The sequence below is a fragment of the Allobosea sp. P4_H5 genome (assembly GCF_056400825.1).
Genome location: NZ_JBFUKM010000016.1, coordinates 75,012 through 94,745, shown reverse-complemented (window position 1 = coordinate 94,745; position 19,734 = coordinate 75,012). Strand labels below are relative to the sequence as shown.

The 19,734-nt window shown below is 66.8% G+C and carries 17 protein-coding genes; 4 read left to right on the top strand and 13 right to left on the bottom strand.

The annotated features are described in order from the left end of the window. Nucleotides 1-96: 96 nt before the first annotated feature. From AC1DS0_RS27015 to AC1DS0_RS27005, 3 genes are read left to right on the top strand one after another with little or no spacing between them, the layout of a single operon-like run. Complete coding sequence (locus AC1DS0_RS27015) at nt 97-897, top strand: HpcH/HpaI aldolase family protein (RefSeq protein WP_476817308.1); 801 nt, start codon at nt 97-99, stop codon at nt 895-897. A 13-nt stretch (nt 898-910) separates the two neighbouring features. After that, the gene (locus AC1DS0_RS27010) at nt 911-1,828 is read left to right on the top strand and encodes a cupin domain-containing protein (protein ID WP_476817307.1); all 918 of its coding nucleotides are present in this window, start codon (nt 911-913) and stop codon (nt 1,826-1,828) included. Nucleotides 1,829-1,839: 11 nt separating this feature from the next. Continuing rightward, nucleotides 1,840-2,769, top strand: a complete 930-nt coding sequence (locus AC1DS0_RS27005; protein WP_476817306.1) for a DUF6282 family protein — start codon at nt 1,840-1,842, stop codon at nt 2,767-2,769. 107 nt (nt 2,770-2,876) lie between these two features. Here the strand turns inward: AC1DS0_RS27005 and AC1DS0_RS27000 are convergent, their stop codons facing one another. The 6 genes from AC1DS0_RS27000 to AC1DS0_RS26975 form a co-directional block, all read right to left on the bottom strand. Further along, nucleotides 2,877-3,233, bottom strand: a complete 357-nt coding sequence (locus AC1DS0_RS27000; RefSeq protein ID WP_476817305.1) for a hypothetical protein — start codon at nt 3,231-3,233, stop codon at nt 2,877-2,879. Nucleotides 3,234-3,801: 568 nt separating this feature from the next. Beyond that, nucleotides 3,802-4,785, bottom strand: coding sequence for a Bug family tripartite tricarboxylate transporter substrate binding protein (locus AC1DS0_RS26995; RefSeq protein ID WP_476817304.1), 984 nt, complete (start codon nt 4,783-4,785; stop codon nt 3,802-3,804). A gap of 87 nt (nt 4,786-4,872) precedes the next feature. Beyond that, nucleotides 4,873-5,676 (bottom strand): DNA-binding transcriptional regulator, encoded by an 804-nt coding sequence (locus AC1DS0_RS26990; protein ID WP_476817303.1) that lies wholly within the window; start codon nt 5,674-5,676, stop codon nt 4,873-4,875. 238 nt (nt 5,677-5,914) lie between these two features. Beyond that, the gene (locus tag AC1DS0_RS26985; RefSeq protein WP_476817302.1) at nt 5,915-6,898 is read right to left on the bottom strand and encodes an NAD(P)H-quinone oxidoreductase; all 984 of its coding nucleotides are present in this window, start codon (nt 6,896-6,898) and stop codon (nt 5,915-5,917) included. Beyond that, a complete protein-coding gene (locus AC1DS0_RS26980) occupies nt 6,895-7,536 on the bottom strand; it encodes a fumarate hydratase C-terminal domain-containing protein (protein WP_476817301.1) in 642 nt (213 codons plus the stop codon). The genes AC1DS0_RS26985 and AC1DS0_RS26980 overlap by 4 nt, the downstream gene beginning before the upstream one ends. Next, entirely contained in the window at nt 7,533-8,402 is an 870-nt protein-coding gene (locus AC1DS0_RS26975; RefSeq protein WP_476817300.1) for a fumarate hydratase, read from the bottom strand. The genes AC1DS0_RS26980 and AC1DS0_RS26975 overlap by 4 nt, the downstream gene beginning before the upstream one ends. A 167-nt stretch (nt 8,403-8,569) precedes the next feature. Between AC1DS0_RS26975 and AC1DS0_RS26970 the strand changes: the two genes are divergently transcribed. Further along, the gene (locus tag AC1DS0_RS26970; RefSeq protein WP_476817299.1) at nt 8,570-10,024 is read left to right on the top strand and encodes an aromatic amino acid lyase; all 1,455 of its coding nucleotides are present in this window, start codon (nt 8,570-8,572) and stop codon (nt 10,022-10,024) included. Between the two features lie 4 nt (nt 10,025-10,028). Here the strand turns inward: AC1DS0_RS26970 and AC1DS0_RS26965 are convergent, their stop codons facing one another. From AC1DS0_RS26965 to AC1DS0_RS26935, 7 genes are all read right to left on the bottom strand, one after another. Further along, complete coding sequence (locus tag AC1DS0_RS26965) at nt 10,029-12,512, bottom strand: glycoside hydrolase family 2 protein (protein ID WP_476817298.1); 2,484 nt, start codon at nt 12,510-12,512, stop codon at nt 10,029-10,031. A gap of 3 nt (nt 12,513-12,515) precedes the next feature. Further along, nucleotides 12,516-13,529 carry a DUF1839 family protein gene (locus AC1DS0_RS26960; RefSeq protein WP_476817297.1) on the bottom strand — a complete coding sequence of 338 codons (1,014 nt, stop codon included), beginning with the start codon at nt 13,527-13,529 and terminating at the stop codon, nt 12,516-12,518. Between the two features lie 5 nt (nt 13,530-13,534). Then, nucleotides 13,535-14,455, bottom strand: coding sequence for an amino acid--[acyl-carrier-protein] ligase (locus AC1DS0_RS26955; protein ID WP_476817296.1), 921 nt, complete (start codon nt 14,453-14,455; stop codon nt 13,535-13,537). Between the two features lie 4 nt (nt 14,456-14,459). Further along, nucleotides 14,460-15,695 carry an acyl-CoA dehydrogenase family protein gene (locus AC1DS0_RS26950; RefSeq protein WP_476817295.1) on the bottom strand — a complete coding sequence of 412 codons (1,236 nt, stop codon included), beginning with the start codon at nt 15,693-15,695 and terminating at the stop codon, nt 14,460-14,462. Beyond that, a complete protein-coding gene (locus tag AC1DS0_RS26945) occupies nt 15,695-15,940 on the bottom strand; it encodes an acyl carrier protein (RefSeq protein WP_476817294.1) in 246 nt (81 codons plus the stop codon). The genes AC1DS0_RS26950 and AC1DS0_RS26945 overlap by 1 nt, the downstream gene beginning before the upstream one ends. A 287-nt stretch (nt 15,941-16,227) precedes the next feature. Beyond that, nucleotides 16,228-17,484 carry a hypothetical protein gene (locus tag AC1DS0_RS26940; RefSeq protein WP_476817293.1) on the bottom strand — a complete coding sequence of 419 codons (1,257 nt, stop codon included), beginning with the start codon at nt 17,482-17,484 and terminating at the stop codon, nt 16,228-16,230. After that, nucleotides 17,481-19,472: a GumC family protein gene (locus AC1DS0_RS26935; RefSeq protein WP_476817292.1), complete on the bottom strand. Its 1,992-nt coding sequence runs from the start codon at nt 19,470-19,472 to the stop codon at nt 17,481-17,483. Before AC1DS0_RS26935 ends, AC1DS0_RS26940 begins: the two co-directional genes overlap by 4 nt. Between the last annotated feature and the right edge of the window lie 262 nt (nt 19,473-19,734).

Here is a 19,734-nt window from a genome sequence, read left to right as displayed (position 1 = left end):
CCTCGGCTGATTTCGAGATGTGAAACGCCGGGACTTCCGGCCATATCGGGGAGAGGTGGTGCCATCATCCGATCATCGACATCGGCACGGCAGACCATGCAGACATCCGCCCAGTCCAGCTTCCGTCAGCGCCTCGTCAGCGGCGCCTTCCTGGCGGGGAGCTTCGTCAAGACGCCGAGCCCGCACGCCACCGAGATCCTCGGCAATAGCGGCTTCGACTTCATCGTCGTCGATCAGGAGCACGCCCCCTTCGACCGCGTCACCACCGACCTCGTGCTGCTGGCGGCGCGGGCGGCCGGCGTCGCCGGGGTGGTGCGCGTCCCGACGCTGGCGAGCGATGCGATCCAGGCTTCGCTCGATTGCGGCGCCGTCGGCATCCTCGCCCCGCATGTCGCGAGCGTCGCGGATGCTGAAGCCCTCGTCGCCGCCTGCCGCTATCGTGGCGGCAAGCGCGGCTTCTCCGGCGTCACCCGGGCCGGCCGCTATGGCGGCAGCAAGATGTGGGACCTCGTCGACGCCGCCGATGCGGCGGTGGCGACGATCGCGATGATCGAGGATCCGTCGGCGCTGGCTGAGATCGACGCCATCCTCGCGGTCGAGGGGCTCGATGCCGTCTTCATCGGCCGCGGCGACCTCACCGTCGCATTCGGCGCGCCGACCCGCGATGCGCCTGAAGTCCGCGATGCCGTCGATGCGATCCTCAACGCTGCGAAGAAGGCCGGCAAGCCGGTCTGCGTGATGACCGACAATGGCGAGGAATCCGCCGGCTTCGCCGAGCGCGGCGCCAGCGCCTTCATCCTCTCCTCCGACCAGGGTTTTCTGCGCAAGGCGGCGAGTGAAACCCTGGCGCAGATGCAGACAGCCAGGAGCCGGGTCGAGAACCCCGGCGCGCGATAGGAGACATCGACCCGTGAGCTATCCCTCCAGCGATCCGCGCTCGAAGCTCGCCGCTCCGGCAGCGGCGAAGGCCGCCCCGGTCAAGGCCTATGCCGGCGCCGATTATGCCCGCTTCTACGCGGAAGAACCGCAGCAGGCGAACGTGAGCGAGCGCACCTGGCTGGCGCGCGGCCAGAACTTCATCACCGCCTATTCGGAGGTGAAGCCAGGCGCCGTGCTGGCGCGCGCGGCGCAGCCGGACGAATACTGCCTGATCCTGCCGGAGAAGGAGCTCGGAGCGACGGTCACGGCCGGAACCGAGACGGTCGAGGTCGCAGGCGGCTCGATCGTTTTCGTGCCGCCGGGTGCCTCGCGCGTCACGCTCAAGGGTACCGGCCGCGTCATCCGCATCTTCTCCAGCGTCGCGGCCGATCTGGCGGCCTCCTGCTCGAACGCCGCCTCCTATGCGCAGCCCCATGCCAATGTCGCGCTGCTGGAGCCTTGGCCGGAGCCACGAGGCGGCTTCAAGGTTCGCGCCTACAGCCTCGATGCCGACGGCGGCGAAGGCCGCTTCGGCCGCATCTTCCGCTGCACCACGCTGATGGTGAACATGCTCGACCCGCGCCACGGCCTGCGCGATATCACCGCGCTCTCGCCGCATCACCATGACGATTTCGAGCAGGGCTCGCTGGTGATCGACGGCGGCTATATCCACGACATCCGCTGGCCCTGGACGCCCGACATGCGGATCTGGCGCGAGGACGAGCACGAACTGATGGCGGCGCCGTCGCTGACCGTGATCCCGCCGCCCTCGATCCACACCTCGCGCTCGGTCCTGCCCGGGCTGAACCAGATGATCGACATCTTCTCGCCGCCCCGCCTCGACTTCTCGCAGAAGCCCGGCTGGGTCATCAACGCCGCGGATTATCCGATGCCCGGCGAAACCGCCTGAGGGCCTGCGACATGACCGCCACCACTGAGACCTCAGACGCGCGCAGCCGGCAGATCGCCGATCTCCTGGTCGGCGCCGTCGACCTGCATTGCCATAGCGGCCCGGCCGCGATGCCGCGCATCCTCGACCATCACGAGGCGATGCTGGACGCCGCCGCGGCGAAGTTCCGCGCCGTCGTCTACAAGGATCATTTCTATCTCGGCACCGCCCATTCGATTTTGCTGGAGAAGCTGGTGCCGGACACCGGCGTCAGGCTGTTCTCGGGCATAGCGCTCAACAACGCCTCGGGCGGCTTCAACCCGCATGCGGTCGACCATGCCATCAAGCTAGGCGGCAAAATCGTCTGGATGCCGACGCTCTCGGCCAAGAACCATATCGACGTGCTCGCCTCCGGGGCGGTAAAGACCTTCCCGAAGACCGCGCAGAAGATGCTCGATCCGATCCCGCTGACGCCGTTCGGCGCCGACGGCAAGCTCACCGACGACGTCAAGCTGATCCTCGACCTGATCGCGGCCGGTGACATCATCCTGGCCGGTGGGCATCTCTCGACGCCCGAGCTCTTTGCCGTGTTCGAGGAGGCCAAGGCGCGCGGCGTCGGGAAGTTGCTGGTCAACCACCCGACCTACATGGTCAACAATTGCAGCGATGCGGAAATCCGCGACCTCGTCGCGCTCGGCGCGGTGATGGAGCACTCGATCTGCATGTTCGTCGAGGGCAAGTCGAAGAAGTTCGAGCCACCAGAGCTGCGCCGGGTGATCGAGGTCGCCGGCGTCGAGAACACCGTGCTCTGCTCGGATCTCGGCCTCACGGGCTCACCGCGCCCGATCGACGGCTACCGCGAGATCGTCGGCCATCTACTCGACCTGCAGTTCACGGAAAGCGAGATCAGGCGGCTGACCGGCGGGCATGCCGCGGAGCTGCTGGGGTTGGAGGGAGCCTGATAAAGGGCGAGAGAATTGGCGAGACAATCGGCTCGCGATCCGTTGCAGCCCTGCGCGAAGTCTGCGTCCGATCCATTCAAAAGGGCTTTAACGGGTACGAGCTGGGCTCACCGGGGAGGTGAAGAATCGCGCGCGTTTCTCGGGTCTGGATCACCCCTAAGAAATCGTCCAGCGGCCTCTAGGATTAACCGCTTGGCTATCTCATGCTCCATGAAATTCGCACCATACGGGCCCTCACCATATCGCTCTTCGTATTCCCATTCGGGGAGATCGGCAGGATCGTCGCCACCAATAGCCAACAACCAATAATTGTGTTTAGCTTTAAAGTAGAATGGCGCTCCATTGATGGTTCCGATAGCTTGAACTATGCTCCATCCGTCGATTTCAGCTATCTCAATGCCGGGATCGAGCGAGATATTCTCCTCTCTGAATTTTTGCAATTCACTCTCCGGCTCTTTTGGCATATCTCATCCTTGCTCGGACCCGTTTCAAAACTTGCGAAAGGACGGTGATCAAGCCGGGCATTCTGCGCAAAATCGAGCCTTTGGAGTGCGAAGCGGCTTTCCGCATGAATGACAGGGCGCGCCAAAAGCGCTCGCCCGATGATGCCAGATTGCGTTGATATTTGTTTCTTGGAGGCCCGTTAGCTCGAAGTATCGCTTTAATGCGGTTGGCCCATGCGCTTGCTGCTGAGATTCTACCATGCTGGCGTTGGGGTGCCGCTGGCGATATTCTCTCAACCCATTAAACGCCCCCAACAGCAGCGGCTGGATTTCCGCCCATTCACTTTCGTCGAGCATCGGGATGTCCTGGCGGCAGCGCCAGCAATAGAGCACCTTTGGCACTTTAGTACCGCTCCAGCACCCACAGCCGAATGCCGTTCAGCATGCAGCGCCAATTGGACATCCGCAACGTCTGCTTCCGCCCCAATCGCAACATTCGCCACGTCAGGCTTGTCAGCCATAATCGAATGGGGAGCAGGAGCCTGGCTGGTCGAACCCCGGGCCAGGCACTTGTTCTGTAACTTTCAGCTCAATCCAGCGAGATCGCCGCGGCGCGCACCACATCCGCCCATTTCGCCACTTCCTGCGTCTGCGCAGTCTTCACCGCCGCAGCATCACCGCTGAGCGAGCGCACGCCGATCGTCGCGAGCTTCTCGCGCCCTTCCGCGCTCTCGACATAGGCCCGCGTGATCGCGGCGATGCGCGCCACGATCGGCTCCGGCAGCCCCTTCGGCCCGACCATCGCGAACCAGCCGGTCGCGTTGACATCAGGCAATCCCGCCTCGGCCAGGGTCGGCACCTCCGGCAATTGCGGAGCGCGCTGGTCGCTGGTCACCGCGAGCGCGCGGATCGCACCGCTTTTGACGTGCGGGATATAGGCCGGGATGAAGTCGATGGCGACATTGACCGTGCCCGCCAGCAGGTCGGTCGAGAGTGGAGCCGAGCCGCGATAGGGCACATGCGTCATCTGGAAATCGGCCTTGCGCTGGATCAGCTCGCCGGTGACATGGCCCATCAGCCCGAAGCCGGGGCTGCCGAAGGTGAGCTTGCCGGGGTTGGCCTTGCCGTAGGCGACGAGCTCGGCGAAGGATTTGACCGGCAGCGACGGGTGGACCGCGACGATGCCCTGGACGTCGCCGAGCAGTGCGATCGGGGCAAGATCGGCGAGCGGGTCGAAGGCCAGCTTCTTGTAGAGCAGCTTGTTGGTGGCAAGCGGCCCCGAGGACGAGAACAGCAGGGTGTAGCCATCGGCCGCCGCCCGGACGACGCCGGTCGCCGCGATGTTGCCGCCGGCGCCGGTCTTGTTCTCGACGACGAAGCCCTGGCCGAGCTCGCTGCGCAATTTCTCCGCCAGCAGGCGGGCGACGACATCGGTCGAGGCGCCCGCCGGGAACGGCACGACGATGGTGACGGGCCGGCTCGGCCAGGTGTCGGCGAAAGCCCGCCCCTGGACTGCCAGCGCGCCGGCGCCGGCCACGGACGCCATGAAGCCACGGCGTGAAATCGGCCGCATCATTGAGGTTTCCTCCGGACAAGATCGCTTTGCAGCTGTTGTCCGGACACTAGGCACGAGCCGGCGGCACACCCTGGGAAAGCGCCGCTATTTCTCGCCTTGAAACGCGACGCCCATGGATTGCGAGAGCGCCTCCAATTGCGCCTCGATATTCGCCGCCGCCTTCTTCAGCGGATGGATGATCCTGGCCTTGTCGTCGGGGTTGGGCACCGCGGCGCGGAAGAAGGTGACGCCAAAGGTTGCAAGCACGCGTTCACCGAGCTTGATCGGCACCGCAATCGTCGCGGAATTCTTCGGCTCGGCGGCAGGATCGCGCTCGGTATAGCCGCGCCAGCGCGCTTGCGCGATCATGCGCTCGATATCCTCATCGGAGAGGCTGCTGTTCTCGGGCTCGGTCGAGGTCCGCATCGCGGCGCGCAGGACCTCTCGTTCCTCGTCCGGGCAGAAGGCGAGATAGGCGCGCCCCAGCGCCCGGCCACCCAAGTTGAGGCGGTAGCCGAGCGTCGCATGGAAGGGGGAGATCGGACTGTCGGGGATCGTCGAGAAGCGCACCACTACGGCGTCATAGTCGAGCAGGCAGACGGCGCAGGGCCATTTGATCTGGCGCGTCAGCGCCGCCGCCCAGGGCCGCGCCGCCTCGATCACCATCGGTGCGCCATGGAAACCCGCGCTCAGATGCGCCACCTGCGAGGTCACGAGATAGCCGCGCATGCGCTCGTCGCGCACGACATAGCCGGCCTCCATCAGCGTCTCGAGCAGGCGCACGATCGTCGGCTTCGGAATGCCGGTACGGCGATGCAATTCGCCAACGGTCGCGACGCTGCAGCGATTGACCTCGGTCAGCAGCCGCAGCGCCTTGAGAACGGATTGGACGGGCGCGAAGGAGAACACGCGGCGGATCCGGCTAAGCGAGCATGAACCGCTGTTCTAGAACGTGCTTCGCCCAGACGGAAATGTTCCGTCATTCCGGGGCAGGCCAAAGGCCTGAGCCCGGAACCCAGAACCGATGTCAGCCATCAAGAAGCTCGATAGCTGGCCAGCTTCTTCGGATACGGCGTCGGTTCTGGATTTCGGGCTCGGCGCTCCGCGCCGCCCCGGAAAGACGGTGTCTTTTCCGCTACCCCCGACCCTATTCCGGCATGGTCAGGACGACCTTGCCGACCTGGTCGCCGGCATCCATCAGCGCATGCGCGTCCCGGACATCGCGCCAGTCGAAGCTCGCGCAGATATGGCTGCGGATCGCCCCGCTCTCCAGCAGCGGCCAGACCTTCTCCACCAGCTTGGTGGCGATCCGCCCCTTATAGGCGGCATCGCGCGGCCGCAGCGTCGATCCCGTGAGCGTCAGCCGGCGGCGAACGATATTGCGGACATTGACCTCGGCCATCTGGCCGAGATGGCTGGCGATCAGCACGACGCGGCCATCGGGCGCCAGCAATTGCAGCTGCTTCTCGGTATAGGGCCCGGCCTGCGCGTCGAGGACGATGTCGACCTTCTCCTTGCCGATCGCCGCCTCGATCTCTGCCACCCAATCGGCGCGGTAGTCGACGGCGAGATCGGCGCCGATTTCCAGGCAGACCGCGCGCTTCTCGGCGGTGCCGGCGGTCGCGACCACGCGGGCACCGCGCAATTGCCTGGCGATCTGGATCGCAGCCATGCCGACACCGCTGGTGCCGCCCTGGACCAGAAGCGTCTCGCCATCAGCGAGCCGGCCGAGCCAGATGACGTTGTTCCAGGCGGTGAAGAACACCTCCGGCAGCGCCGCCGCCTCAGCGAAGGAGAAGCCCTTCGGCAGTGGCATGCATTGCAGGGCCGGCACGGCGCAGAACTCGGCATAGCCGCCGCCATTGGCAAGCGCACAGACGGCATCGCCGACCTTCGGCCAGGCGACCTCGGCACCGACCGCCTCGACCACGCCGGAGACGTCGAGCCCGGGCAGGTCGGTCGCGCCGGGCGGCGGCGGGTAGAGGCCACGCCGCTGCTGGATGTCGGGCCGGTTCACGGCCGCAGCGCGTACACGGATCAGCACGTCGCCGGCTCCGAGCGCGGGGACCGGACGGTCGCAGAAGGCCAGGACTTCGGGGCCGCCCGGCCTGGTGATCTCGATCGCTTTCATCGGTCGGTCCCGTCGTCATGTTCTGTGGAGTGGAGCGAACGGATGATCTCCGGCAACCGCTCACGGGCCGAAGACATCAGGCGCTCATAGATCGAGTTGCCGTTGGCATCGATCGCGACGATCACCGGCCCGAAGCCGTTCAGCCGCAGCCGGTTGAGGCGGAACTGCATGATCAGGTCGCGCCAGGCGCAATCGGTCACCGCCTCGACGCCCTCGCTCAGCAGGGCCGAAGCGCCGCCGACGAAGGAGAAATAGACGCAGCCGACTTCGCGCATCGCGTCGACGCTGTCTTGCGAGAGCCCGCCCTTGCCGCCGGTCGCGGTCAGGCGCAAGCCCCGGATCAGCGTCGGCATCAGATGGTTGAAGCGGCTGGAGGTGGTCGGGTTGACGTAATGGACCGTGCCAGGCCGGCCGTCATCGTCCTCATAGCTCACGCCCATATGGAAGAAGGTGCCGTCGCGCAGCGAGAGCGGCAGCTCGCGCCCGGCCTCGACCTCCGCGACCATGCGCTTCTGGGTGGGCATGCCAACTGTCGCGACGGCCTCGCCATCGAGCAGCACGACGTCGCCGACTTTCAGCGAGCGCGCCGCCTCCGGCGTCAACGGCAGGGAGAGGCGAATGGGAGACGGGTTCGTCATTCGATCCGCTCCACCACTCCGGAATTGTAGATCCGCGCCCGAGTCCGCCGGTTGATCCAGCAGTTGAACGAGACCGCGACCGGGGTGAAACCGTGGCCGGAGGCGTATTCGACGTGGACGCCGAAGGTCGTGGTCGCGCCGCCGACGCCCATCGGGCCAAAGCCCATCTGATTGACCGCGCGGGTCAGGCGCTCCTCCATCTCCGCGACCATCGGCTCGAGATTGCGCTCGCCGAAGGGGCGCAGGGTCGCGTCCTTGGAGAGCTTCGCCGCATGGTCGAAGGTGCCGCCGATGCCGACGCCGATCACCACCGGCGGGCAATGCTGGCCGCCGGCCCGCAGCACGATCTCCAGGATGCAGCGCTCGATCTCGTCCAGGCTCGGGCTGACGAGTATCTCCACGGCGGCCCAGCGCCCGCCGCCGAGCGCCTTGGGGGCGCAGGTGATGTCGAGATAGTCGCCCTCGCCGACGAGATCCCAGGAGACCAGCGGCATGTCCCTGCCGTGAAAGCTGCGTTCATTGGTCAGGGGATTGGTGACGAAGCGCAGGAGCGGCGGCTGGATCGTCCGGGTGAGCTCAGCGAAGCCGTCGACGATGGCCTGGCGGATGTCGCCTTCCATCCGCGCGCCGGAGCCGATCTTGATCGAGTAGCTCGGCACGCCTGCATCGGAGCAGAGGAACTTGCCGGTGGTCTCGGCCCGCTCGGCGCTGTCCAGCATGAAGGCGAGCGTCTGGCGCGCCTGCGGCTCGGTTTCCGTCGCCAGTGCCTTGCGGAACTCGGCCTTGGAGGATTCGGGGATGCGGCGCAGCGACCAATCATAGAGATTGGCGGTGACTTCCTTGACCAGATCGTAGGTGATTGCCATGCGCACCGTCCGTTCGACGGCGTGAAACTAGTCGAATGACAGAAGTTGGCTGGGAGCCTGCGTTGCGTTTCGCGAAGTGAAATTGAGGCCGCGCCCCTCCCCGCTTCTCGGCTTCGCTCTATTGAACGGATCAGCGAAGAACGTGCCCGAGATCAGGACGAGCGATCATGAGCCATGTCGACATCACCGGCTTCGACCTGACCATCGACGAGATCGTCCGCGTCGCCAGGGAGAAGGCACGTGTCGCCGTGACGCCGGAGGCGATCGAGCGGATGAAAGCCGCCCGCGCCATCATCGACGACGCCGTGGCGCGCGGCGAGAAGATCTACGGTGTCACCACCAGCGTCGGCGCGAAGACCGGCGTCCCGCTCGCCCCTGAGCGCATCGGCGAGTTCAACCGCCGCCTGCTGCTCATCCACAATGTCGCGCACGGCCCCCTCGCCTCGCCCGAGGCCGTCCGGGCGATGATGCTCGTCCTGCTCAACTCGATGGCGAGCGGGCGCCTCGGCGTACGCCCGCTCCTGGCCGAGCGGCTCACCGACGCGCTCAACAGCGACCGGCGGATCGAGGTGCATGTCTGGGGCTCGATGGGCCAGAGCGACATGGCCCCGATCACCGATCTGGCTCTCGCACTCTATGGCGATCTCGACCTCCAAGCGGGCGAAGCGCTGGCGATGCTGAATTCAAGCGCGCTCGCCCTTGGCATCGCAGCGCTCGCCATGGCCGACCTGCAGCGCAGTCTCGACCTCTGGAGCCTGATCGGCGCGCTCAGCATGGAGGGCTTCGCCGCCAACCCGTCGATCGTCTCGGAGGCCGCTTTGCGCTCGCGCCCCTTCGCCGGGTTGGAACGACATGGGCGCCGGATCAGGCGTTATCTCGACGGCAGCTACCTTTTCGCCGAAGGCGGGCCGCGCCATCTGCAGGACCCGCTCAGCTTCCGTTCGCTGCCGCTGCTGCACGGCACCGCGGCCGACAGCCTGGATTTCGCCTGGCGCCAGATCGAGACGGAGCTCCGGTCGAGCCAGAACAATCCGATCGTCTCGCTGGAAGAGCGCTCGCTGGTCTCGGTCGCCAATTTCGACACGGTCTCGCTGTCGATGGCGCTCGACATCGCCCGGCTCGCCTTCGCGCCGGTCGTGACGGCTTCCGCCGAGCGCGTCGCCAAGCAGGTCGATTCCTTCTGGTCGGGTCTGACGGTCGGCCTGATCGAGGAGGACGGCGTCGGCCTGCCCGGCTTCAACGGCCTTGCCCAGTTCCACAAGGCGATCACCTCGGAGGCGCGGCTGGCAACGGCGCCAGTGGTCCAGGAACTCGCGAGTTCGAGTCACTCAAACGGCAATCTCGACCGGGCGGGCATGGCGACCTTCGCGGCGCGCAAGACGATGGAGGTGGCGGGCCTGTGCAAGTCGATCGCGGGGATCGAGCTGATGGTCGCGGCCCAGGCGACCCAGAGCCGCAAGGCGACGCCGCTCGGCGCGGCCACCGGCAAGCTCTTCGCTTTGGTGCGCGAGGCCGTCCCCTTCGCGGCGGCCGGCGACCGCGTGCCGCATCTCGATCCGCTCCTGCACCATGTCGAAGAAAAGCGCAGCGAGATCGACGCCCTGGTCGGCGCGGAGGGCTGAGCCTTTACACTCCCGAGGCGTAGCCGGCACGGTCTAGCGCATTGACGGCGCGGACCTCGCCGGAGGGCTCACCGCTGGTGCCCAGGCGTCGATGCAGGCGAACCCGGCGCGGCTCGCCCGGCGCCAGATGGAACCAGCTCCGCTCCGGCCGCCAGCCGGCATCGACGATCTCGACCGATTGCGCGAAGCGCTGTGTCGACAGGACAAGGTTCCAGTCGTCGCCGTCGCGCTCCAGCTGCGCGACAAGTCCGCAATGATGGCGCTCCTGGCCGCGCCCGAGCGGAAAATGGAAGGCCTCGGCGAGCACCGCGCCGCTCGCGGCATCGCGCAGCACAGCCGAGATCACGTCATGGCCGGGCGGGCCGAAGCGATAGGCATAGGCGATATCGAAGAAGCGACCGATCAGATCGAAGGCCGAGAGTGTCATTGCAGCGCGCGGCGCCAGGGCGACCTCGCGCTTCGCCTTGATGACCTCGACCTCGCCGGCGCGCCAGCAGGTCAATTCGACCGTCGCAGCCAGCGGCTCGGGACGCTCGTTCAAGACATGCAGCGCGAGGCCATTGACGCCCTCGTCGGTCATCGCGAGCTGGACCGGGCGGAAGGCGCGGGCGAGCCCGTACCAGGCCGATTTCGGCTCGCCGTCGCTGGCGATGACGCCCCAGCCGGCGCCGGGTTGCAGGTCCTGCAGAAGCCAGACCAGCGCGCCTGATGTCGGCGAGCCCGGCCGGCGCCATTCGGCGAAGGTCTCTTCCATCACCTCGGCGACGGTCGCGCGCGACAGCGCAAAATAGCGCTCCGGGTCCTCGCGCCGCAGCCGCGCCGGTTCGAGCCCGTAGAGCCGTTCGAGATAGTGGTCGCGGACATCCTCGAAATCCCAGGAAGCGCCGGCATCGCGCGGCACGGCGCGCTTCCAGTCGGGATGATGCGTGATCGCCGGCGGCTTGCCTGACCGCAGCGAGACCTCCTCCGGCACATTGGCAAAGGCGAGGCTTTCGGCGGCGAAACGCACATTGGCGCGGCGGGCATCGTCGAGGCCGCGCATATAGGCGCCGACGCCGTAATAATGCGTCACGCCCTTGTCGGCGACGAAGGGCAACGGCCCGCCCGAAGGCGAGTTCGGGACATAGGCGATGTCGGGGCGAAGGCGAGCGACCGCCTCCGGCAGAACCTCGTCGAAGACCGGGCCGGACCAGGCCTCGGGCGGCGCGCCCAGCATCGCCGACTGCTGGAAGACCTCGCTGCCACCGCAGAGCACGGCGAGGCTTGGCGAGCCCTGCGTGCGGCTGAGCAGCGCCTCGACCTCCGCCGCGATCGCCGCGCGGAAGCCGGCATCGCCCTGCGGATAGTCGAAATTGGCCAGCATCATCTCCTGCCAGACCATGATGCCGAGTTCGTCGCAGAGCGCGAAGAAGGCCTCGTCCTCATAGGTCATCACGCCGGGCAGGCGGATCATGTTCATGCCGGCCTCGCGCGCCAGCCGGAGCCAGGGCTCGTAGGCCGCGCGGCCGCTGGCCAGCGTGACGACGTCGGCATTGCTCCAGCAGGCGCCGCGGCAGAACACCGGGACGCCGTTGACGACGAGGCCGAAGCCCTCGCCATCGTCGCCGCGATCGACTTCGAGCGAGCGGAAGCCGACACGGCCGAGATCGATCGTCTCGCCATCGAGCGTCAGGGTGAGATCGTGCAGCGCCGGCTCGCCATGAGTATGCGGGAACCAGGGCGCGATGCCGGGCAGAGATAATGATCCGGCTAATCGACTGTCACCATCCGCGTGCAAGGCCGCTTCGTCGCCGGCGCAGCGCATAATCGCACGAGCCGGCAACGCCGCGTTCGCGGCCAGCGTGAGACTGAGCGCGATGGTGCCGGTCTGCCCATCATAGCGCGTGCGCAGATCGACGGCTTCGAACCTCGGCGCATTCGCCTCGCTCTCGATCCGCAGCACCGGACGATACGGCCCGGTCGGCAGGCCGGGCGGGCACCAGCCCGGCATCGAGCCAAGCGCACTGGTGCGGAACCAGCGCAAGCCATTGGGCTGGATCATTGCCGGGCGCCAGCGGGAACGGCGCGGAGCCCCAGCGAGCTTCGGCGCGAGTGCGCGGAAGCACAACGCGATCTCGGTTCCGGCCGGGCAATCGACGGCAAGCTCGACGGGCGCGAACATCGAGGCGTTGTCGGCCTGCTTGACGCCGCTGACCCAGATCTCGGTAACGGTCGCCAGCCCCTCGAAACGCAAGCGTCCATTCAGGGCTTCCGTCAGCCGCGTGCGATACCAGTGATCCTGCTGGCCGATCGCATTGGCGCTGGCATCGTCGAGCCGGCCAAGGGCGCGCAGCGTCCCGGCGACCGTGCCGGGAACTGCCGCCTCCTGCCAATCGCCGGCCTCCGGCAGGTCGGCGGGCGTTGCGGCGGCATCGGCAGCCGTCGCGAGCCAGGACCAGCCTGCGAGCGGCTCTACCCGTTCTCCGCTGCGCGCAACGATGCGGGCCATGGCTCAGCCGGGGAAGCGCTGCCCGAGCGCCTCGCTGACATGATCGTGCTCGCCGACGAGGCCGGCCAGCGTCGCATCGAACCGTTCGAAGCGCTTCTGCTTCATCGCCCGTGCCAGATGGAACTGCGCCACCTTGGCGCCCTCGGCGATGCGCAGGGAGCCATCGCGGGCGACCTCCAGCCCATCGACCGACTGGCCGAGCCAGGCGAGGTGGCTGGCGAGCAGCTCAAAATTGGCGCCCAGCTGGCGCAGCGTGTTGAAGGCGTAGTGATGGAAGGCTGCGCCGGGCCGCTCGGCCAGTGCCTCGGCCTGCGCGATCGCTACAGTACGGAAGGCCGCGACCGGATTGTCGGTCGGCCGGCGCGCGACATGGCGGGCGAGTAGCTTCAGCGCGGTGGCGCGCAAGGTCGCCTCGTCCGGCCGGCGCTGCGGCAGGCGCACCATCTCCGCATAGGGGAAGAGCGTGTCCTCGCGCATCTGCCCCGGCAGCAGCCGGAACAGCCCGTCGAAGTCCTCTCCTTCGGCGCGGTGCAAACCGTCATTGTGGAAATAATCGAGCTCGCGTCCGGCGCGGTCGAGCCGGTTCACTGCGATCGTCGTCTTGCCATGGCTGTCGCGATAGGAAACGCCGCGCGTGTCGGGCATGTAGAAGGAATCGAGTTCGAGCAGGACCAGCCGACCAAGCCCGATCTGCTGCTCGATATGGCCGATCAGCTCGTCATAGAGCGCAAGCTCCGTCACCTTGAGGCCGTAGAGCGCTTCGAGATCGTCGAGCGGCGGCTTGAAGAAAGTGAACTGGTCGCCCTCGAAATCCTGGGTGATGGTGAAGCCAAAGGCCGCGGCCGGCTCCAGGCCGAGCGCATGCAGGATCTCGATCCAGAGATCGGCATAGCAATTGGTCTGCGGCCAATGCCGCTCGCCGGCATGCATGGCATGCTTGTCATAGGCGAGCGGATCGACCGGCAGGAGCCGGCCCGCCATGGCGGCGGGCGCGGCGATCTTTTGCTGTGCCGTCATCGCGCTCACGGCCAGAGCACGTTGCGGACCGCAGTCGGCCAGCGCTCGACGTCGTAGCCGTGGTGCTTGAACAGAGCGAGCGCCACCCGCTCCATGCCGAAGCCGACGCAGGCGGTGTGTGCGGTCTCGCCGGCCGCGGTCTGAATGCCCCAGGTCGTACCGAAATGGTCCTGATGGTAGTTGAAGGAGAGGCAGGCGGTCGGCTTCTCCTCGCTCTCGATCGGGATCAGCAGCTCGAACTTCAGGCGCTGGTCGCGCTGGTTGTTGGCGAGCATGCGGCCGGCGCGGCCGAAGAACGGGTCGTTGGCGACGTCGAGATGCAGGGGCACGCCGAGCGAAGCCATCATCTCCCGGCCGCGTTCGAGCCAGAGCGCACGGAACTCCGTGACCTGCTCGGGCGTGCCGAAGCAGACATATTCGCGCATCCGGAAGAGCTGCATCCGGGCCGGGTCCTTCGAGGGCTCGTGCCGGAAGCAATAGGATTGCAGGTCGAACAGCGCGCCTTCCTCCTTGAGCGGGCCGCGCTTGGCCACGACCGGATAGAGCGGGTAGCAGGCGGCCGGGGTCAGGACGACCTCGGTCGAGACCTGTCCGTCGGTCCAGTCGACCCCATCAGCCACCTTGTGCAGCAATTCGGCATGGGCGCGCTCGTCGCCTGCGAAGGAATGCACGGTGCCGGCAAGCTGCGGGAAACTCTTGAGATAGCCGCTCCTCTCGAAATGCTTGCGGCTCATCGCCGGCGGAAAGCGTACGACCTCGGCGCCGTCCTGGCCGCCATGGCGGGTGATCAGGTCGTCGAAGCGGGCGATGACCTGCTCGAACAGGCCGCTGCGGCCATAGAGCCCATCGACGCCGATGTCGATCAGCAGGCCGTTATCGATCAGTTCCGCGAGGAAGCCCTGCGGCTGGGGGCAGTTCTGGCACATGCGATCACCTGGAAAGGCTGGGGTCGTGCTTGTAGACCGCCAGCAGGTTGGAGGTGTTGCCGAGGATTCGGTCGTTGTTGATCATGATCGGCGCCGAGAGCGCATCGCGCATCAGGCGCGCCAGGCTCGCCGGGCTGTCATTGCGATAGCCCTGGATGCCGCAGATCAGGAAGGCCTGCATCACGATCTCGCCGACGCTCTGCGAGGCCACGACCTTGATGCTGTTCATCGCCACGACGAAGCCCATTGAGGAGAGTTCGTCGGCATCGCCGCGGGCGCGCTCGTAGCGATCGAGCCCGGCGACGACCAGCGCCTTGAACTGCTGCAGGCGGGCGAGCAGCTCGGCCAGGCGCAGCGCGCTCGGCGGGGTCGAGCCCGGACGCTTGCGCGCCTCGCTGCGCACGAAGCCCTCGGCGCGGGCGACGGCCTCGGCCGCGATCCCGTACCAGACCGAAGCCCAGAGCAGATGCGCGTTGGGGAGCATCGACTGCGCCGCGATCTCGGCGAAGGGCACCGGGATGATCTGCTCGGCCGGAGCCCGGCCGGCGAAGGTGAAATTGTCGGAGCAGGTGCCGCGCATGCCCATCGTGTCCCAGGCGGCGCTGCGCTCCAGCGTGTACTGATCCTTGGTCAGGACGGACATGACCTGGTCGGAAGGCGGGGCCTCGGGCGTGCGCCGGGAGGTGATCAGGATGGCGTCGGCCTGCGCCCCGTAGGAGATCAGGCAGCCCTCCTTGTCGAGCGTGAAGTCGTCGCCCTCGCGTACCACTCCGCAGATCGAGGAGCGCAGATCGCCGCCGACACCGCCGCCCTCGGTCGTGGCCGAGGCGAGCAGCAGTTGCTCGCGGGCGATGCGCGCCATGAAGCCGGCGTGCCAGGGATCGTCGTTGCAATGCACGACCAGGCTCGACGCCTTGATCTGGTGCATCGCGTAGATCATGCCGGTCGAAGCGCAGGCCTGGGCCAGCACCGAGCAGATCTCGGCGATGGTCGCATGGCTCGCTTCCTCGCCGCCATGGGCCGCCGGGATCATGATCCCCAGCAGGCGCTCACGCTTCAGCGCCTCGAAGACCTCGTGCGGGAAGCGCGACTTGGCGTCGACATCGCCGGCATGCTCGGCCGCGAGCTTGGCGATCTTGCGCGCCTTGGCGATCATCGCCTTCTGCGCCTCGGCGCTGGCGCCCGATGTCTCGGAGGTGAGCTGGTAGCCGGCTTCGGCCAGGCGGGCGAGCGTCGTCATCAGACGTGCTCGCTCTGGATGGTGCGGATCGCGTTCTCGATCGAGGCGATCGAGGCGAAGTTGCGCCGGTTCATCATGTTGTCGGGGAATTCGACCTCGAAGGCCTCCTCGAGCGCCATCATCAGCTCGACCGTACCGAAGGAGGTGAGGCCGGCATTGTAGAGATCGGCCTCGTCGGCAATGGTGGCGACATCGACCGGCAGCTTGCCGGTGGTCTTGAGGATTTCGCGGATCCTGGTCTTCATCTTTCGGTCCTGCCCTGTCTGATGCCATCGCTGCTGCCGTGCAGCCCCGTTTTGGCTCCGCCCCCCGGCGCGCGGCGGCATACGCTGGCGCAGGGCGCTGGCGATCGCCGTCGGGACGCTTCGGTCGGTTGGTTTGACGCCGTGTTGTTCGTTGCGTCAGGCCTAACGCATAAAATTTAAAGTTACCTTGCGCCGGCCGCAGAATGACTGGCGGAAGCGTCGCACAGCCCGGCGTCTGCAGATGTGGTAAACAGTGGATTGCCGCGAATACTCGGTTTCCGGTGAATTCAGCCGGTCGCTGCAGCGGAATAGTTGGGAACCATGCGGCGCTCGGCGGCCGGTGCCGGTTCAGGCCCGGCATCGGCATCGCTCGATCCGGTCATGAACCAGAGCAAGGCCGCCGTCTTGATCGAATAGACGGAGTCGCTGACGATCATCAGCAGGCAGATATAGGTCGCGACGCAGACCTTGAAGCGCCAGGCTCGCGGCGACTTCTCCGGCGCGAAGATGAACAGACTCCAGAAGCCGATGACGCCGAAGAGCCCGATCTGGTTCAGCGAATAGGCATAGCCGGAATCCGACAGGAAGGGCTTGTCGGGCGACAGGCCGAAGACCGCGGCCGGCGAGAGCGAGGTGATCAGGCGCGACGTCCAGAGCATGCGGCCGGCGAAATTGTTCTGCCAGTTCACCTCGGCGCTGACGAAGCCGTAGATCGCGAACCCGATCAGCATGACGAAGGGCGCCACCAGCCAGACGAAGCGCGGCGTGATCGGCGCGGTGAGATAGGCGACCGTCGCGACGATGCAGACATTGGCGCCGAAGCGGGAGTCGCTGAGCACGATCGCGGTCATGCCCGCCGCCATGGTCAGCCAGCGCTTGGCCATCTGCGGACGATTCAACGCCCAGATATAGAGGATCGCGCCGAAATTGCCGGTCGAGATCGGCTCCAGGAAGACCGAGGAGGCCCGGTGCGGCCCGAGGAAGGGCAGCAGCGTCCGCGAATCGGGCCTGAGGCCGCTGGCGAAGAGCGCGCCAGTCTGGCTGCTGACGTCGCTCGGTGCGACCGTGCCGCGCGCGACATAGTATTTGATGATGTTGAAATAGGTGACGTAGAGGTCGAGGGCGAGGAATTCGAACAGGCCGAAGACGACGACGATGATCCCGCTGATCAAAGCGGCGCGATCGGCCACGCGCGGATCGTTGCAGCTCTTGCCGAGCAGATAGAAGGCGACCGGGATCAGGAAGTCGCGCACCGCCTTGGGGTCGATCAGCGGCCGCATCGCCATCAGCAGCACGGCATAGGAGAAGAACACCGCCAGCAGCAGATATGGCGCGGCGTTGCGGCCGAGGCCGAGATAGAGCGCGGTTGCGACCAGAACGACCTCGCACCCCATCACCATGGTGTCGTTGATGCCCATGACGTTGGTGTTGATGAAGCACAACGCCATGTTGAAGGTGAGAGCGCCGATCAGCAGCGCGAGCGGCAGGGTCGGCATCGGGCGGGCGGGATCGACGCCGCCCGACATCGCCATCTGCCCGGTCACGCCGCGGCCTGAGCCGGGCGGCGCAGCCAGCGCGACGCCAGGCCGCGCGCGCCGGTTCCCGCATCTTCGGGAATGACGAGCGCGACGATGTGCTCGCCGACTGGGTCGATCGCCGCAGCCTGGTCGACCAGGCTGCGTGGGGTCTCGCCGATCAGGGACGCGGCAAACACGATCGCGTCTGGACGCGCACCCGCCTTGCCGTCCGACGGGGAGGTGCGCCGCATGATGATGAAGTTGCGCTGCCGCCCGGGCCTGGCCGTGGCCGAGGCGGTCGGCTCGATCCGGCGGATGTTCATGTCGCGGCCCGAGCCGTCCTGGCAGAGCAGAACGCTCTCGCCATGCGCCGCCAGGCTGTTGGCGAGATGTTCGGCGAGCGCCGCCTGCGTCGCATCGTCGACCGAGCCGGCGATCATCACGGAGGCCGGCAGATGCGGGCCCAGCGTCCGCTGGAGCAGGCGCGTCACAGGTATGAGCGCATCCTCGCGACGTGCGGTCGCGGCAGGCAGCGACACCACCGTGCCGACGCCGATCGCCTGGCCGGCGGCTTCCGGCGTCAACGCTGCCATCGGCTTCAGCCGCTCGGGTATGATCCGCGAGGATGGCAGCCATTCCAGCAGATAGGCGATGCCGAGGCCGGCGCAGGCGCCGAAGAGCAGGGCTGCGGCGAGCACGACCGGAGCCGGCGGCTTGGTCGGCTGCGCCGGCGCGACCGCTTCCGACAGCATGCGCGAATTATTGGTCTCGATCCGCTTCTGCTGCTCCAGTTCCTTGGCGCGCTGCAGCGAGGCGCTGTAGACGACACGCACCGCCTCGGCCTCGCTCTCGAGCTGGCGCAGCTTGATCTGCGCGGCGCCGCTGACCTCCTGCGACTTGGTCAGCTCCGTCGCCCGCTTCCTGAGATTGGCGAGATTGGCCTCGGTCTGACGATAGCTTTCCTGCACCGTCGAACGCAGGCGGGCGAGCTCTCCGGACAGCAGCCTGCGCGTTTCGGCGAGCTCGGCCCGGATCTCGATCAGGCGCGGATGCTGCGGCGCGAGCGTCTGGGCAAGGCTCGCCGCCTCGCGCGCGCTCTGGGCGTATTGCCCCCTGAGCGAGGTCACCACCGAGGAAGTGAGCGCCTCCGGCAGCGTGTCGGACAGGGGATCGCGGCTCTGATAGCGGGCGAGCTGGTCGCGCCTTGCCTGCTGGCGCGCAAGCTCGGCCTCCGCCTGGCTGATCTGGCCATAAAGATCGCGCAATTGCTGCGAGATGATGAGCCCTCCCTCGCCGGTGCTGACGAGGCTGTGCTGGCTGCGGAAGCTCTGGACGGCGCGCTCCGCCTCGTCGAGCTGCGTGCGCAGGCCGGCGATCTGGCCGATCAGCGAGATGTTGGCGCGCTCGACGACAGCGCGGCGGCCGTCATTGCCCTGGCGAAAATAGACCTGAGCCAGCCCATTGGCGATGTCGGCCGCCTTTTGCGCCTGCGGATGCGAAACGGTGATGCGGAAGACCAGCGAGTTGTCGACGCGCTGGATCACGATCGCCTTCTTGAGCGCATCGACCGCCTGGGCCAGCCGCTGCTCAGGCGTCGGCTGCACCAGCTTGCCGAGCAGGCGCGAGACCAGTCCCGGCGGCCGGACGAAGGCGGGATCGTTCTCGAGGTCGAGCTCCTCGATCAGCTGGCGCAGCACGCCGGTGGAGGTCATCACCAGCGCCTGGCTGTCGACGTTGGCGAAGTCGATCGAGGCCGAGGTGTCGGTGCGCACGATGTCCTTGCCGACGACCTGGAGCGCCTGCGGATCGACGAGCAGCTCGGCGGTGGCGCGATAGACCGGGACCTGCACCGCAAGATAGGCGAGCGCGAACAGCAGGCAGATTGCGGCACTGGCGATCACCAGCCAGCGGCGGCGGCGCAGCAGCTGGAGCAATTCGGACAGGCTGAAAGCGGCGGAGTCGCGGTCCTTCACCGGCGCCTCCTCCCGTCTCCCCGCCTCGAACGCAGCCGACACCACAAGCCTCCTCGATCCGGCCCGGCACGGCGCATCCACGGCCGGACGCGCCGACGGCTCGGCTGGAATTCCACCGCGCATCCTGCCGAGGCGTAGTTAACATTTCGGCAACAGACTCAGGGCGATTTGATTCAAGTATTCAATCGATCAGATCGCTGAAAATTAACTACACAGCCAAAGCATTTTCAAAGACATGTTTCGTTCCAGGGCCACCGATGATAGTTCAACATTTACGAAAATCAGCGTGATCGGAATGGTTTTT

Excerpts from the sequence above, each read along its gene's own strand:
- AC1DS0_RS27015 (WP_476817308.1), top strand. The coding sequence starts at position 97 with ATGCAGACATCCGCCCAGTCCAGCTTCCGTCAGCGCCTCGTCAGCGGC.
- AC1DS0_RS27005 (WP_476817306.1), top strand. The coding sequence starts at position 1,840 with ATGACCGCCACCACTGAGACCTCAGACGCGCGCAGCCGGCAGATCGCC.
- AC1DS0_RS27000 (WP_476817305.1), bottom strand. The coding sequence starts at position 3,233 with ATGCCAAAAGAGCCGGAGAGTGAATTGCAAAAATTCAGAGAGGAGAAT.
- AC1DS0_RS26995 (WP_476817304.1), bottom strand. The coding sequence starts at position 4,785 with ATGCGGCCGATTTCACGCCGTGGCTTCATGGCGTCCGTGGCCGGCGCC.
- AC1DS0_RS26985 (WP_476817302.1), bottom strand. The coding sequence starts at position 6,898 with ATGAAAGCGATCGAGATCACCAGGCCGGGCGGCCCCGAAGTCCTGGCC.
- AC1DS0_RS26980 (WP_476817301.1), bottom strand. The coding sequence starts at position 7,536 with ATGACGAACCCGTCTCCCATTCGCCTCTCCCTGCCGTTGACGCCGGAG.
- AC1DS0_RS26975 (WP_476817300.1), bottom strand. The coding sequence starts at position 8,402 with ATGGCAATCACCTACGATCTGGTCAAGGAAGTCACCGCCAATCTCTAT.
- AC1DS0_RS26970 (WP_476817299.1), top strand. The coding sequence starts at position 8,570 with ATGAGCCATGTCGACATCACCGGCTTCGACCTGACCATCGACGAGATC.
- AC1DS0_RS26965 (WP_476817298.1), bottom strand. The coding sequence starts at position 12,512 with ATGGCCCGCATCGTTGCGCGCAGCGGAGAACGGGTAGAGCCGCTCGCA.
- AC1DS0_RS26960 (WP_476817297.1), bottom strand. The coding sequence starts at position 13,529 with ATGACGGCACAGCAAAAGATCGCCGCGCCCGCCGCCATGGCGGGCCGG.
- AC1DS0_RS26955 (WP_476817296.1), bottom strand. The coding sequence starts at position 14,455 with ATGTGCCAGAACTGCCCCCAGCCGCAGGGCTTCCTCGCGGAACTGATC.
- AC1DS0_RS26950 (WP_476817295.1), bottom strand. The coding sequence starts at position 15,695 with ATGACGACGCTCGCCCGCCTGGCCGAAGCCGGCTACCAGCTCACCTCC.
- AC1DS0_RS26945 (WP_476817294.1), bottom strand. The coding sequence starts at position 15,940 with ATGAAGACCAGGATCCGCGAAATCCTCAAGACCACCGGCAAGCTGCCG.